Below are 15088 nucleotides of genomic sequence, written 5' to 3' on the forward strand. Positions count from 1 at the left end.
GGATCGCTGGCGTGCCTTCTCATCGCCTGCGCGCGGCGGAAAATAGCCGGACGCAGCCATTGCCGGCCCGAACCGCTTGCCGTCCGATCGCCCTCTAGAAGGCCGTGGTCGCGTGCCCTTCCGGCATTGGCCCAATCTACCACCGATGCATCGCGCTCGATCGAACGATGGCGGCTTTTTCCGCGGCCGGCGGGAGCGAATGCAAGAAGCGAACGACATCTTCTGGTACGAGTTGAAGCCGCAACGCTGCTCGGAGTGCCTCAGGGCCGAAGATGTGCAGATCTTCATTGAAGTCGCCCAACCGAGGGGACAGCGCGATCGCTTCAACGCCGGCATCTTCCGCGCGCTGGGTAAGGTTAGCCTGTACGGCATCTCCGGCGGCATCGGCGTCGCGGGCGATATAGAGCCGACGTAGCCCAGCCGGCAGCAACATGGCCGAGAGGTGATTGGCCGACAGCGCCGCTGTCATCGGCAGGCTCGGCAGTACACAACGCAGCGACAGCATGGTCTCGATACCCTCGCCGGCAGCGATCACGTCGTCCGCCAGGCCGAAACGAACGGCATTGCCGAGCAGGTCACCCATGGCGCGTCGTGGCGTGTCGACAGGGGCCTTGCCGAGCCGGACGCGATCAAATCCGTCAGGATCGAGCCAGGTGCGATGCACGCCGGAGATCCGCCCGGCGAGGTTCGTGACGCAGGCGATCATCGCTGGCCATGTTTCGGTCGGCAAATGCTCGTCCGGTCGATAGTAGCAACGTGGGTGGAAGCGCAAGCTGCCACCATGGTGGATGCGGGCTATTCCGCGACGTTGCAAATAAGCTTCGACCACAGTCCCGTCGATTGGGCTGGACATGGCAAAGAGGCGACGGGCGGCTTGCTGCGATCCGGCCAGCACGGCTGGACCCACCCCTTCCGGGGTAGGTTGCCGCTCGGAACGAGGTAGCTTCAGAAAGCGTCTCGCCTCCTCGGCCACCTCGCGAAAGTCTCGCAAGGCCAGACTTTCGCGGATGACGTCCAGGAGGTCACCATGTTCTCCGGTCGCGGCATCGGTCCACTTGCCGGCGGGTCCCTTCGGCGATTCCTGGAGCCGTACGAACAACGAACGGCCCGGCGTGTTGCGGACGTCGCCGACCACCCAGTACCGTCCGGCCCGCTTACCATTGGAGAGATAGTGCCTGCATACCGCCTCGGCCTCGCGCGCGAGGCGGCGTGCCAATTCGGAGGCGTCGCGGGGCATCACGCGGCCTCCCGTCCACCGACGCGCGCGACCGGATAGCTGTCGAGCACCTTCGCCAGGACCTCCACACCGCTTGCGTCCGTGGGCACGAACATGCGGAGCTTCCAGGAGATGATCTCCCCGAACAGACCATAAGCCCGCAGGCGATCGCGCATCGTGTCGTTGAGTCCCGACAGTTCGATGCGGGTTGCGCCCATCAATCGGACACGGCGAAGCTGGAGGTCTTCGGCAAGATCGAGGACGATCTGTCCCTCCATCAGCGCGGCAAAGGCAGCGTCCGGCGTCAACGTGGGCGCATCCGCGGCAAGGACGTTCGCGACCCAGGCGGCGGAGACCTTGCGGCCGATGATGCGTTCGCCCGCGTCGGTCTGGAGGCGATAAACTCGGCTTGATTCGTTCGGCAGCCGCTTCCAGATGGGTAACAGCAAGCCGGCCACGACGTGGATCGTACTCTCCGAGAACTCGGGTAGCTCTGCGAGTTCCGCCACCCAGGCGGCGGCAAAGCGTTCGCGATCCGATTCGGCCCAATGGCTTTCCGCCATCATGTTGAGGGAGACGCTGTGCTGCTCCATCGGCCGTATCAAGCGGATGCGCCGCTCGATCTCGCCGTCGTCGAGCATGAAACTTGGCGCCGGGAGCTGCACGGCCGCACGGGCCGAGCGTTCATTGAACAACGGAATCGCGCGATGATCGGAAAGCCGAGCCAGAGCCTCATCGAGACTTAAGGGATGATTGCGCCAGCGCTGGGTCAGCGTAAGCAGGCGGGTCTGCGCCCCCGTGCCCGGATGGGTGTAGACCGTCCGCCGGTCGCAGACGACAAAGCTCTCGGCGCGGAGCGTTTCCAGCCCAATGTCATAGCTGCCGGAAGCAACCGCGCCCTCGATCCGAGCCATCAAGAGCTGTTCGAAGGCGGTGAACAGGACGTTCTGTAAGTCGATGGTGAGCGCCAGCAAACGATTGAGGAAGGTCGTGATCGGCGGCAGCTCATCCCTCAGCCCATTGGCATCGGTCAGTTGCAGGCCTGTCGCATCCTCAAACCTCTCGAGCGAGCAGCCGTCGATCCTGCCGCGAACGAGCAACGTGTAGAGTTGACGCAAGGCATCACGCCCGTACCGGCTTTCGAGATTGTCCTCCGGCCGGAACAGGCCCTGCCCTCCGGTCTGGCGCTGACCGCGTGTGATCGCACCCAGCGTGTCGAGCCGGCGCGCAATGGTGCTGAGAAAGCGTTTTTCGGCCTTGACATCCGTCGCGATGGGACGAAACAGCGGCGGCTGCGCCTGATTGGTCCGGTTGGTCCGGCCAAGCCCCTGGATCGCGGCATCGGCCTTCCAGCCGGGCTCGAGCAGGTAATGGACCCGCAACCGGCGATTTCGGGCCGACAGTTCGGCATGGTAGCTCCGTCCCGTGCCGCCCGCGTCGGAGAACACGAGGACGCGCTTGACGTCATCCATGAAGGCCGAGGTTTCCGCGAGATTCGCCGAGCCCGCTCGGCCCTCGACCACCAATCGGCCATGCTTGCGAACGATGCGGCGCGAACGGCCGGTCACTTCGGCGACCATGTCGGTGCCGAAACGCTGGATGACCTGGTCCAACGCCCCAGGAACAGGCGGCAGCGAGGCGAGCTTTTCGATCAAGCGATCGCGGCGCAAGACAGCCTCCCGGCTCTCGACCGGTTGGCCGTCGCGATAGACAGGCCGCGAGCAAAGATTACCCTCTGAATCAGTGAAGGGCTCGTAGAGCTGCACCGGGAAGGAATAAGCGAGATAGTCGAGGACATACTCGCGAGGCGTAATGTCGACCTGGACGTCGCCCCAATCTTCGGTCGGGATCTCGGCCAGGCGACGCTCCATCAGCGCCTCGCCCGTTGAGACGATCTGAATCACCGCGGCATGGCCGGCGTCGAGATCACGCTCGATCGATTGGATCAGCGAAGGCGTCTTCATCGAGGTCAACAGATGCCCGAAGAAGCGCTGCTTGGCGCTTTCGAAGGCGGATCGCGCCGCCGATCTGGCCTGTCCGTTCAGCGTTCCGGTTTCGCCGGTGACGTTGGCGGCCCGCATCGCGGCGTCGAGATTGTTATGGATGATGCTGAACGCGTCAGCATAGGCGTCGTAGATGCGAACCTGCTCGGACGTAAGCTGGTGCTCGACGAGCTCGTACTCGACGCCCTCATAAGACAGCGAGCGGGCGGCATAGAGACCGAGCGCCTTTAGGTCACGAGCCAGGACCTCCATGGCCGCCACCCCACCCTCCTCGATCGCCTCGACGAACTCGGCGCGCGTGGCGAACGGGAAGTCCGCGCCGCCCCAGAGCCCGAGGCGTTGCGCATAAGCGAGGTTGTGCACCGTGGTGGCGCCCGTCGCCGACACATAGACCACCCGAGCATTCGGCAAGGCGTGCTGGAGCCTCAGGCCCGCGCGCCCCTGCTGAGAGGCCGCCTGGTCGCCGCGCTCGCCCTTGCCCCCGACCGCATTCTGCATGGCATGGCTCTCGTCGAAGATGATCACTCCGTCGAAGTCGGAGCCCAACCATTCAACGATCTGGCTGACACGCGAAAGCTTCTCGCCGCGCTCGTCGGTGCGTAGCGTGGCATAGGTTGTAAATAGGATGCCTTCCGAAAGCCGGATCGCCGTCCCCTGGCGAAACCGGGACAGCGGCGTCACCAGCAGGCGCTCCATGCCGAGCGCCGACCAGTCGCGCTGGGCATCTTCGATCAGCTTGTCGGATTTGCTGATCCAGACCGCACGGCGGCGGCCCTTGAGCCAATTGTCGAGCAGGATTCCACCGACCTGACGTCCCTTGCCCGCGCCGGTGCCATCGCCCAAGAACCAGCCACGGCGAAAGCGGATGGCATTCTGAGCGTCCTCGCACGCGGCGGCCACAACATCAAAGGTCGGATCGACCGTCCAGGAGCCTGCCAGGAATTCGGAATGTGCTCCGCCGGCATAAATGACGCTCTCGAGCTGAGCGTCCGACAGAAGTCCATCTGTCACCACACGTGGCGGCAGATGCGGACGGTAGGTCGGCTTCGGTGGCGCGACGGATGCCATTGCCGCGGACTGCACGAGTTTGGTCGGATGTGGATGCGATCCGGAAATCCGGATCGACTGCAATTCGTACTCCTCATAAAGCGCATCGGTCAGTCGGGCGCTTTCCGGCGGAGACCAATCGACTGTCTCGTAGTTGAGCTCTACGCCTCTTGGCGCCACACGTCCCGACGTGGACGGTAGACACGGTACAGCGGCGGCGGTCGATCTCGCCTTCGCTGGACCACAACGAATAAGGTCGCGCCCAACCGGCGTAGTGACGACGGGTAGCCTCGACGGCACATGCCGGGCCACCCAGCCAAATAAGGTGGCGACATCGCTCGCCATGCCCGGTGAAGCGGGAAAGATTTTCGGATCAGGCGCAGGCAGCTTGTCGATCACAAGCAGCCTTGTGTCCGTTTGTGTCCCGTGCTTGGCGTAGACGGCGCCGTCAATGGCGGCAGAAAACGCAACCCGCCCGCGTTCCTGGAGACGAACAAAGGCTTCCGTCCATGCCGGATTATCGGGCGCAAGGCTCTTGCCGACGATGGCGACAAGACGGCCGCCGTCGCAAAGGCGCGCCAAGGCTGAGGTGATGTGCCGGAGAGCTGCGTCCGGCATCGATCGTTCGACATTCGCCACAGCCGAGAACGGCGGGTTCATCAAGACGACGCTCGGGGCAACCCTCGCCTCAAGGTGATCATCGATCTGGGCGGCGTCAAAGCGGGTGACCTTAACGTTGGTGAACAGCTGATCGAGCAATGTCGCGCGCGGCTCGGCCAACTCGTTCAACACCAGGGCGCCGCCCGAAAGCTCGGCAAAGATCGCAAGCAAGCCTGTCCCTGCCGAGGGCTCGAGAACGCGATCGGCAGGCGTAACGCCCGCCGCCACAGATGCAACAAGGCCGAGCGGAATCGGCGTCGAGAATTGTTGAAGTGCCTGGCCATCCTCGGAACGCCGCGTATGGGTCGGCAGACAGCTTGCGATCCTTGCGAGCATCGGCAGCATGGCAGCCGTCGAACCCGCCTTGGCGCGCATGGTCGGGCCGAACTTGCGAAGGAATAGAACGGTCGCCGCCTCGCAGGCGTCATAGGCGGTCTTCCAATTCCAGGCACCGGCCGCGTCCGAGCCGGCGAAGGCAGCCTCCATGGCGCTGCGCAGGACAGCGGCATCGATGCGACGACCGCGTTCGAGCTCAATCAAGAGCTGCCGTGCGGCGCGGAGAGCCGCAGAGGTTAGACTTGCAGCGGCACGCATCGAGAGCGGCGCGGCGGCAGCGCCGCCGGTGAGAGATTCGGTCATGGCAGGATGTCTTTCGGAGAGCGGGAACGGGTCGAGCCGGCTGGCGCTCTCTCTGGACCGTGCCGGCTCAAACCCGTCTCGGCCGCTCTCTGCCTCTCAGGAGGCGGCCGCGCGCCCTCACGCCGCGCCACCACATTCGGCCGGGCGACAAGACGAAATCACTGCCGGACACGGCGTGGACGGGCGCGGGATGAGACGTGCGAAGGAAGGCGTACGGGACGGCCGGAGCCGTCCCGCGATGAGGCGTCATTCGGCGGCATCGAGCTGTGGTTCAGCCTCGTCGCCACCCTCCTCCTGCCCTTCGTTGGCGAGGAATTCGGGGAGCGAGCCAGCCTCCCCTTCCTGTTCGACTGGCGAGGCGGTGGCGTCGACCAGGCGCAGCAGCTCCGGCAACCAGCCCGAACCCTCGAGAAGACGCTCGGCCTCGCTGGCCATCTCGGACTTCTTCAGGTGATCGATCAATTGCGCGGACGATTCACCTCGCGCCTCCCGCACCGCCTCCAGGATACGCGGCTTGGTGACGCGGCCGAGATAGTTGTCAACAGTCGGTCGCCAGCCGGACTGAACCATGTCGAGGCCGACAGCACGCGCCAGCACATCGGCCTGATCGAACCGAGAGCAGACGCCGTGAGCATAGACACGGCCCTGATTGTAACGGTTGGCCGGCTCATGGACGGCGTTGACCGCAAATGACGCACAGTGAGCGAACAGGGATGCCTGTGCGGCACCGTCAAGGGCCGTGAGCGCATCCCAGAGATCGTTCTCGCTCTTGGGCAGCCGGGCCTTCCAGGACTCGTGCCGGGCCTCAACTGCCTTGGCAGATGCGCTTTCCCTGAGCCCGGCAGCTTGAGCGGGAAAGGTCGGCGTACGAAGTCCGATCTCCAGACATGTGTTGGACGATCCGTACCGGTAAAAGGCCGTCAGCACGAAATTGTGCAGCACCGCCTGGAACGCGATTGCCGGATGTTGTGCCAGCGCGTCCCGCAATGCCAACGTACGATGCGCCGTCAGTTCGGTGATGAGTCGATCCGGCAACGGCCTTGCCGCATCCTCATCATGCTCCTCCGGCTCGGTCGATGCACCGGCGAGCGAAATCGCCGTGCCCTGGACCGAAGCACCGGGCTCCTGCCCTTCAGTCACCGCTACATCGGTGCCTCGCTCGCCTTCGACACCGGTCGCAGGCTCCTCGTCCTCCGGTCGGACATAACCCCGATTGACAGAAAGCCGCCCTTCGCAATCGATGCTGACGAAGACGCCGGCTCTGGCCATCTGGTCCGGCTCGAAGATGTCCGGCCGGTTGTTGAACGCTTCGAGCGCCTGCTCGAGTTCGCCGAGCCGCGCGTCCACCTCACCGGGCAGTTCGTCAGCGCCTTCAAATCTTGCCTCAAGCGCGTCGTATTCCGCCTGGAGAGTATCGAAGCGCGCCTGCTCCTCGGCGGTGAGAGCCGCCGGATCTGCCTCGAGCCGGCGGAGCCCGTGGTCATGGCCGTAGGGAAAGCTGGCGGCGGTCACCTCTATCCACTTCCAGCCTTCGGCGGCGATCGCCTCAGCTTCTGCCCGCAACTTCTCAGCCACGAGACGCTCCAGCAGCGCAACGTCCTCGAGCCAGCCGCCGCCATCTTCTTCGAAGAGATCGCGCAGCACGCCGCCGCCGGCCGCTTCATAGGCGGCGAGGCCGACAAATCGGGCGCGCCTGTCGGACACCCGCACCGCACGCTCGGTCAGGAGGCGCCTGATCTGATACGGCTCGTCATAACCCGACTTGCTGACGGTCTCCCAGACCTGTTCCTGCCGGCCGTGATCGGCGGTAACCGAGAACGCCATCAACTGTTCGAGCGACATGCCGTCGTCGGCGTAAACCTCGAGCAGCTTCGGGGACACCGCCGCAAGCCGCAGCCGCTGCTTCACGACGTTGACGGATACAAAGAAGATGGCCGCGACATCTTCCTCGGACCGCCCTTGCTCGCGCAGGGTCTGGAATGCGCGAAACTGGTCCAGGGGATGAAGCGCGACGCGGTGCACGTTCTCGGCGAGCGAGTCTTCTTCCGCGGTGATCACGTCACCCATGTCACTGACGATGCATGGGACCGGCTCGGCCTTCGCCAGACGCTTCTGCTTGACCAGGAGCTCAAGTGCGCGATAGCGGCGACCTCCGGCCGGCACCTCGAACATGCCGGTTTCCCGGCCTTCGTCGTCGAGGACAGGCCGGACGTTGAGACTTTGCAGCAGGGAGCGCCGGGCGATGTCCTCGGCGAGATCCTCGATCGAGATGCCGGCTTTGAGGCGCCGCACATTGTTCTGGCTCAAGATGAGTTTGCTGAAGGGAATGTCGCGCGACGACGACAGCTTGATCTTCTGAACGGCCTTTGCCATGTCAGTTTCTCCGAAACGGGCGGCCGGGAGCCTCTCTCTCGGCCTCCAACCCGTTCACGAACATGCCTGCCCCTCTCTCGCTCTCGCGTTCTTGCTGGCGCAATGGCGGTGGTCGGCGGCTGCCGCGCTATCGGAAAACTGAGTTGCCCGAGCTCGGATGCGATCCAGTTCACCTCTCGTTTCAGAAGTCGAGGTCACGTGGGTCGAAGCTGCAAGCGAGTATCGCGACACTTGGCGTGCATCTTTCGGTGCCGCGCCGGTTTTGGCGACGGCGCTACGGTCTCCGAGCCGCCGCGGAATTGCCGGCCCGCGACGGACATCAACGTCTCCCCGAGAGGCAGCGCCATCCCCGAACTGGTGAGCCGGAAGAGCGCAGACGAGCCAAGCCGGAGAACGGAATCCCCGGCTTGGCCGCAATTACGCCACGCGGTCGAGCAACTTCTTGGCCTTGGCCTCCATGTCCAGGCGGACATCCTGATGCGGCCTGTCGCGCGCGACGGCGGTGATGCCCTGCATGAAATCGAAGATGCTTTCAGGCGGGCGGCCTTCCTCCGCCAGCACCGCCTCAATCACCTTGCCTGTCTCGGCCTTGGAGAAGCCGCGGCGGCGCAGAAACTCGGTGCGATCCTCGTCGCTGCGTGCCACGATCCGCTCGCGGGCGGCCTTGATGCCGTTGACAAAGGGCATGGGTGAGGAGTCGGCGAAGTTCAACAGTGCCGGGGCTGCCTCGTGAGCAAAGCGGGAGGCTGCGTATTTGGAATGGCGGATGGTCATCTCCTCGAAATCTTCCACGCCCCACAGATTGCGGTTCTGACAAACCGCACGAAGATAGAAGCTCGCCATGCCGAGCGTCTTCGCGCCAACTTCCGAGTTCCAGCAATAGAAGCCTCGGAAATAAAGGTCGGGCGAGCCGTCCCGGAGACGACCGGCCTCGATCGGATTCAGATCATCGACCAGAAACAGGAAAACGTCCCTGTCCGACGCGTAGAGGGTCGTCGTGTCCTTGGAAATGTCGACGCGGGGATTGTAGATGCCACTTGACCAGTCGAGCGCACCAGGCACCTTCCACCGTGTATCGCCTGTGCCATTGCCAGCGATGCGTTGTACGGCCTCAACCAGCTCGTGGTCGTAGATCCGGCCATAGTCGGGACCGGTGACAGCGCGAAGCTCGATGCGGCTATCCTCGGTCTCGAGCGTTTTGATCTGCTCGACGCGAGTGGCGGTCAGGCCATATTGCAGGTTGATTGCTGCGAGCGCCGCGGGGAGCTGCCGCAGGTAGGTGGCCGGAGCGCCAACCTGGCTTGCAAGCTGGCCGAAGCTCCAGTGGGTCGGGGCGAGCGGCGTGTCCGAGCCGGGCAGCATCAAGGCCAGGCGCTCAGGATCGGCACGGTTTGCCTCGACATGGATGAGCGCGCTTTCGACCACGCGCGTCCGGCTGCGGTCCGCGCGCTCGCGCACCGTGCAGGCCAGTTCGTTGAGCGACAGATAGCGCTCATCCGCCGGACGACAGAACCACTCCGAGGACACCCGACCAATGCGCTCGCCGCGGCTCACATCCACTCTGTAACCGAAACTGGCGTTGCGGCTGGCATCAACAATTTGCGTATTCATGGGAGCAACCTCCATGACGGGCGCCGGAAGACTCTCCTCCGACCCTTAACCCGTCATGGCCAAGGCCAATCCCCTCTGCCTCTCCTGTATCGTCGGTCGCCAACGGCAACGTCCAAGACGTGCGACCAAGGCCTTCTACCAAGGCCCTCGACCAAGACCCGCGACGGCGACATCCGCCGCGCCGCAGCTTCCGTCAGGGATGGAAGCCCGAAGGGTGAAAACCCGGCGCAAGCCGGGTTTCAGCGCCAGCCGACAGCCCGGTCCCGCAGGGAGACGGCAATAAACTCAGCCAACGCTTGACAAGACATTTTGAACATGAGCGGGCAGAAGTCCGACGTCCCTGGCAGATTGTTGCGGACGCGATGCCGTATCGAATTCTGCCCGGAGTTCGCGAACTGGAGTTCGGTATCGACATAGGAGATTTTGTCCGCCGTGGGCAGATTGAGTTCGCGTCCCAACAGCCATTCATAGAGAAACCGGATGCGACGCGTGTAGAGCCCGGTCGGCGTCTGCTTCACAAGCTCCGCAATCTCCTCCTTGCCGCACGGCGAGGAAAAGCCGCTTCAGGATGGCGAGCTCTATTGCTTCGTTCTTGAGCGCAAAAGTCAGATTTCTCTCAAGGGTCGCGGCAGGCGCATGACGCGGCGTGTAGATGCGCCATCTTCTCACAGTCGAGCGCGAGCGGCCGGCTGTTTGCGCTTTTGCAATTCGAGGACGAGAAGGTTCTTGCCCAAAGCCAGGCCCGCCTTCGCCGACTCGCTCCGCCTCGCAGAAGGCCGCGCTTATGCGCGCACAGGCGGCGACGAACGCCCCCGTGTTTGAAGCCGCTAAGACGCGCGCAAAACCTGGGCGGGGGGCCGGCGCCGGAGGAGCCGGCCCAGATCGATCCGTGCAACCTATCCAACAGCGAGATATTCTCGCTGGCTCGCGCAGAAAAAAGAACCCCGCCCAATAGTCTGGGCGGGGCTCTGAAGGATCGAGGCTCACTCGCCGTTCTTGCGCGGGCGCGACCACAGCAGCGTGTAGCCCTCGCCGCCTTCGTCGTCGAACAGGTTCGCGTAGATCGGTGCGTTGAACGAGGGGTCGTCGAGCTTGAGCGAGAGGTAATCGCGGCCCTCTTCGGAGCGCTTCGACCAGGCTGCGCCGATCTCGGCCCGGCCTACATAGATGCGGTGGCTCGGAGCGTTGTCGTTGGAGCGGTTGGTCTCGGCGACGATGCGGACGCCCTTGGCTTGCAGGCTCAGGGTGACAATCTCGCCCTGGAAATCGTTGCCCAGCTTCTTGAAAGAACCGATGTTAGCCATGTCACTTCTCCTGTTGTGTTTCGAGCCCGCGACCACCGCGGCCTCGATGGCGATCTAAAGGCCGAGGACGATCGGCGACGCACCCGTTCGGGCCGGAGCGCAGCGGAGGACGTCGTTGTGGCGACTTTCTTGTCTCGCGAGGAATGGGCGAAGCCCAGGGGAAGAAAGTCGCATCAACGGCGTTGCGGCTCAGACGATCGAGGCAAAGCCGGTCTTCGGCCAGATCAAGCCATCAAAGAGGCCACGTGCGTCCGCGTGCTGAAGCGCAATTTCAAGGAGAAGATTGGCCAATCTCGGTTCAGCTGTACAAGATGTTGGAACGATTCAGCGAAGAAAGAGAAACGATCTGCTGCAAAGGACGGTATCGTCCGTGAACGAACATCGAGAGCGCGCAATCCGCCACCGCGACGAGTGGGCTAGGCCGAGATTGCTGCAGCCTGGTCGAAGCGCACCGAAGAGGCGGATTTGCTTCTCGTTCTCGTCATCTTGCCCCCGCATTCAACGAACCGATCTACCCGAACTTGCTCGACGAGGAAGGAGACGAAGGATCATCCCTCGCGTGTGGCGGCCGTGAGAATGGTTGAGGCGGCTCCGCCAAGTCTAGCCGGCTCGAACGGGCGGCTCACCGCAAGCAAGCACAGTCAAGCGCCTCCGCGTCCTGCCGCCAACACGAAACGCGCCGAGGCAAGCGAAGGCAGCCCGGCAAGCAATGCGATCTGGGGCAGGCAAAACATCTGCCTCTCGATGGCCATCTTCCGTTGGACGGTTTCGAATTCCGAGCATGAGCAGCTCGCCATTGCCCAGACCAACGAAAATCCACGTTGCCAGAGAAATTAGGCCTATTAGCCAGCGCGCTAAAAGACGCTTTCGTCAAGCCCCTTGAGCGACAGGCCCAGACCTGCACGATCCCGGAAGAGCAGCCTGATACCACATAAAAAACGGCCCCGGGAACGGCGGACTGATAGTCAAACTGCAGAAATCGCTTGAACCTCACGCCACGTCAGGGCGTAGCCTGGAAACCGTCAGCAGATCCTGAAGACGCGAAGCATCGGATCGGGACGTCACACAACCAAATGACAGAGCTGGTTCGGCGTCATCGTGAGTATTGCGCCGTTGTACCCCTCAACGCGAAGCGAACGGCGCAGCCGCATTAAGCCAAAATCGCTACCTCGCAAGCAATTCGATCCAGGAGACATGGATGAAATTAGCGAAGACCTCTGTAATCGCATGCGGCATTTCGGCTTTCCTCGCATACTCCGTCATTGCGCAAAGCCTCGCCACCGACGCCAGGGCTCGCAAAGGCATGCAAGACAGGAGCGTACAGAGCGGCATGAGTGATGATGACGATTCTTCGCCCAAACTCAGGACCGCGGGCGGGAAAGTGGGCAGGAAATCGACCAAGAGCGCGAAGAGTGCAGCCGGCGGCAACGCACCGGACAAGGAGACTGATTGATCCGCAACCAACAGCACACCGGTGGGTGGGAAGCGACTGACGCGAGGCCGTGTCCGGGTAACCCTCCACTCGCACCCTCTGGCCGGAGGTTCAGCCGCACCAAGATGAACTGTGACGGTCGTCGATCTTCAAGGAATACGACAAGGACGAAGGTTCAGCCATTTAACTCGCGCGTTTGCCGTGGCCGCCCGACGGAAGCCATGAAACTAACCCTGATCAATAGCAGCGCAACGGCCGCAATGCTCAACTGCCCGATCGAAGAGGAGCAGTTGCAAAGGCTGAACGGTGACCCGATGCGATCGTTGTGCACGATAGCATTGGGTACTGCCCTCCGATCCCGTACGACCGCGTCAGGTTACCGACATTCATGTTCGGAAGCCGCCCGAGGAGTTGGCTGGCGCGGCGTGAAAAAGCACAACTTTTTGGTCTCTCGTCGGTTCTTCACAGTCTGGCACGCCGGTTGCTGAGTGATGCACGGCTTGGTTGCTTAATCACGACCTCCTGAGGCCCAAGCCGCTTCGTAGCGCAACTCGTGCGGGCGGATCTCCCGCCGCCCGCACGTTTTTCATGGCTTCGACCTGGCGCCGCGCTTCATGAGCTTATGTTTACCCCGTGAGGACGCTGCGCGGGCCCGTCTGGCACGCGAGTTGCTCGGAGGAATACGGCTTGGCCCTCATGTATCGCGCCCCCCAGAGATGGCCAAGCTTCCACCCAGACTAGCGCGGGTGGTCCCCCAAGCCGCCCGCGCGACTTTCCATTCGTCGCGGGTCTGCCGAGATCGGCCCCGGCGAAACGCTGTGGAGATTATCGGCATGATCCGTGGAGAGCTTTAGAATCGCTAAAGCAAGCGCTCATAGACCAGCCACTCACAGTTGCTCACGGAAACGCGTTGTGATGGAGAACGGAGTGGACGCCCGATGCATCTTGAGTATTCAATACCGTGGGCGCAGCAGCAGCATTAGCGATCGGCGCGCACGATGCTCTCGATGTTGCGCCGAACGTCGGCATCATGCTTGGCGCATTATTGATTGTCGCCTTTCCGCATCGGTTATCGCTAGCCTTTTAAGTTGCTGTCAAACCGAACGGCGCGATGACAGAACCGGTTGATGATCGCCTATTACTCTTAGATTTCTGCCGGCTCGACCGACATGGCTCCGCCGGCGCAGCGCTATGCCCCCCGGCAGGAGTTTTCGTTCCGAGATCTCACGATGCGCGGCTCTCGTGACTGTCCGACACCAGGACCATTTGTCCCGGTCTTCCGCTCAGCCGCGACCGAAGGTGGGAGTTTCATCTCCAGGAGCTGCGCGCGCGACATACCAAACCGGCCAGGAGATCCGATGGTGACGCCGAGCGCGGCGAAGCACGGCGGGTCACTCCCGAAAAATGATTCCACAAGCGCCGTGTCGATCACGTCGTTTTGGACTGCTGCCATGGTCACTTTCGTTGGCGAGTACCTTTGGAGGAACCGGCTGAGACGCAGCAGGACGGCAGGAAGTTCTTCCACATTCGCCTCAGCCGGATCCGACAAAAACATGGGTGCGGCACTGCCGCTTTCGCAAGTGCCTGGAAGGCCTTGAAACGATACGTCCCCCTTCTAATTTTATGGGTAGCCACGCAGTAATTGCACGGCACAATCGGGCGCCTGCTACGGGGCGCGTGCAGGCACCCGGCAAGTGTCCGGGGTGCTCTTATCCATGTTGCTCAAAGGAGCATATGGCTATGACCACGCTTGATCTCGCTCCCCTGTGGCGATCGACGGTTGGATTCGATCGTCTGTTCGACCTTCTCGCGGACTCCGGCCGATGGACCGGCGCGGACAATTACCCGCCCTACGACATCGAACGTGTCGGTGAGGACCACTACCAAATCACGCTGGCTCTTGCCGGCTTCCCGCCTGACACGGTCTCCATCACGGCCGGGCAGAACACACTGACCGTTGAGGGTCGCAAGGCCGACAAAAGCGGCCATCAATATCTCTATCAAGGCATCTCTGCGCGCCCGTTCCGACAGATCTTCAATCTGGCCGAGTACGTGCAAGTGAAGAGCGCCTCGTTCGAGAATGGCATGCTCAAGATCGATCTGGTTCGGGAGGTTCCCGAGGCGATGAAGCCGCGCCAGATTGCGATCAACACAGGTGCTGATCACCAGAAAGATGAGAACAAGCATGCGGCGTAACACCGCCTGCTCACAATTGAATTTTGCGGCGAGGCTTTATCGCGTCGCGAATTTTGGAACAAAGAAAGGAGAAAATCCATGCCTATCACCGATCTGACCCCCTGGGGCCGCGGTCGTGATCTGACCACCCGTCGCTCCGAAAACTACAATCCGGTTCTAACCCTGCACCGGGAGATGAACCGGCTATTCGATGACGCCTTCCGCGGCTTCGATGTCGCGCCATTTGGCGGCAGCTTTCTCGAGCAGTCGATGAATTGGCCGAGCATCGAGGTCAACGAGAGTGACCAGGACGTGAAAGTCACGGCGGAGTTGCCAGGTCTCGACGAGAAAGACGTCCAGATCGAGCTCGCCAATGGCGTTCTCTCGATCAAGGGAGAGAAGAAGACTGAGACGGAGGAGAAGGATCGCCGGTTCAGCGAGCGGTACTACGGCAGATTTGAACGGCGCATCCCGATCGAAGACGTGGACCAGGACAAGATCTCTGCTGCGTTCAAGAACGGAGTTCTGACTGTCACCATGCCAAAGCTGCCGCAAGCAGAATCCAAGGTGAAGCGTATTGCGATCAACTCGAAATGACACAAATCGATGGGAGCGGTCTCCGCTCCCG

The 15088-nt window shown here is 62.5% G+C and carries 9 protein-coding genes; 3 read left to right on the forward strand and 6 right to left on the reverse strand.

The window, feature by feature from the left end; all coding sequences use genetic code 11:
* Positions 1 to 136: 136 nt before the first annotated feature.
* From JEY66_RS33210 to JEY66_RS33235, 6 genes are all read right to left on the reverse strand, one after another.
* Positions 137 to 1237 carry a DUF7146 domain-containing protein gene (locus JEY66_RS33210; protein ID WP_018270291.1) on the reverse strand — a complete coding sequence of 367 codons (1101 nt, stop codon included), beginning with the start codon at positions 1235 to 1237 and terminating at the stop codon, positions 137 to 139.
* Positions 1237 to 5565, reverse strand: coding sequence for a bifunctional class I SAM-dependent methyltransferase/DEAD/DEAH box helicase (locus JEY66_RS33215; protein ID WP_018270290.1), 4329 nt, complete (start codon positions 5563 to 5565; stop codon positions 1237 to 1239). The genes JEY66_RS33210 and JEY66_RS33215 overlap by 1 nt, the downstream gene beginning before the upstream one ends.
* A gap of 246 nt (positions 5566 to 5811) precedes the next feature.
* Positions 5812 to 7938: a ParB/RepB/Spo0J family partition protein gene (locus tag JEY66_RS33220; protein ID WP_018270289.1), complete on the reverse strand. Its 2127-nt coding sequence runs from the start codon at positions 7936 to 7938 to the stop codon at positions 5812 to 5814.
* A gap of 417 nt (positions 7939 to 8355) precedes the next feature.
* Positions 8356 to 9549, reverse strand: coding sequence for a hypothetical protein (locus JEY66_RS33225; protein ID WP_026192412.1), 1194 nt, complete (start codon positions 9547 to 9549; stop codon positions 8356 to 8358).
* 239 nt (positions 9550 to 9788) lie between these two features.
* Positions 9789 to 10067, reverse strand: coding sequence for a hypothetical protein (locus JEY66_RS33230; RefSeq protein WP_018270287.1), 279 nt, complete (start codon positions 10065 to 10067; stop codon positions 9789 to 9791).
* A 465-nt stretch (positions 10068 to 10532) separates the two neighbouring features.
* Entirely contained in the window at positions 10533 to 10853 is a 321-nt protein-coding gene (locus JEY66_RS33235) for a DUF736 domain-containing protein (protein WP_018270286.1), read from the reverse strand.
* Between the two features lie 1198 nt (positions 10854 to 12051).
* Here JEY66_RS33235 and JEY66_RS33240 point away from each other — a divergent pair.
* The 3 genes from JEY66_RS33240 to JEY66_RS33250 all read left to right on the forward strand — a co-directional run bounded on the left by JEY66_RS33240 (position 12052) and on the right by JEY66_RS33250 (position 15057).
* Positions 12052 to 12306, forward strand: coding sequence for a hypothetical protein (locus tag JEY66_RS33240; RefSeq protein ID WP_018270284.1), 255 nt, complete (start codon positions 12052 to 12054; stop codon positions 12304 to 12306).
* Between the two features lie 1719 nt (positions 12307 to 14025).
* Entirely contained in the window at positions 14026 to 14481 is a 456-nt protein-coding gene (locus tag JEY66_RS33245; protein WP_018270283.1) for an Hsp20 family protein, read from the forward strand.
* A 78-nt stretch (positions 14482 to 14559) separates the two neighbouring features.
* Positions 14560 to 15057, forward strand: coding sequence for an Hsp20/alpha crystallin family protein (locus JEY66_RS33250; RefSeq protein ID WP_018270282.1), 498 nt, complete (start codon positions 14560 to 14562; stop codon positions 15055 to 15057).
* Positions 15058 to 15088: the final 31 nt, after the last annotated feature.

This window comes from Bradyrhizobium elkanii USDA 76 (assembly GCF_023278185.1).
In the GTDB taxonomy this organism is placed as follows: Bacteria; Pseudomonadota; Alphaproteobacteria; order Rhizobiales; family Xanthobacteraceae; genus Bradyrhizobium; species Bradyrhizobium elkanii.

What these genes read in the sequence shown, in the direction of transcription:
- JEY66_RS33235 (WP_018270286.1), bottom strand. Translation starts at nt 10,853, where the DNA reads ATGGCTAACATCGGTTCTTTCAAGAAGCTGGGCAACGATTTCCAGGGC.
- JEY66_RS33245 (WP_018270283.1), top strand. Translation starts at nt 14,026, where the DNA reads ATGACCACGCTTGATCTCGCTCCCCTGTGGCGATCGACGGTTGGATTC.
- JEY66_RS33220 (WP_018270289.1), bottom strand. Translation starts at nt 7,938, where the DNA reads ATGGCAAAGGCCGTTCAGAAGATCAAGCTGTCGTCGTCGCGCGACATT.
- JEY66_RS33215 (WP_018270290.1), bottom strand. Translation starts at nt 5,565, where the DNA reads ATGACCGAATCTCTCACCGGCGGCGCTGCCGCCGCGCCGCTCTCGATG.
- JEY66_RS33250 (WP_018270282.1), top strand. Translation starts at nt 14,560, where the DNA reads ATGCCTATCACCGATCTGACCCCCTGGGGCCGCGGTCGTGATCTGACC.
- JEY66_RS33240 (WP_018270284.1), top strand. Translation starts at nt 12,052, where the DNA reads ATGAAATTAGCGAAGACCTCTGTAATCGCATGCGGCATTTCGGCTTTC.
- JEY66_RS33210 (WP_018270291.1), bottom strand. Translation starts at nt 1,237, where the DNA reads ATGCCCCGCGACGCCTCCGAATTGGCACGCCGCCTCGCGCGCGAGGCC.
- JEY66_RS33225 (WP_026192412.1), bottom strand. Translation starts at nt 9,549, where the DNA reads ATGAATACGCAAATTGTTGATGCCAGCCGCAACGCCAGTTTCGGTTAC.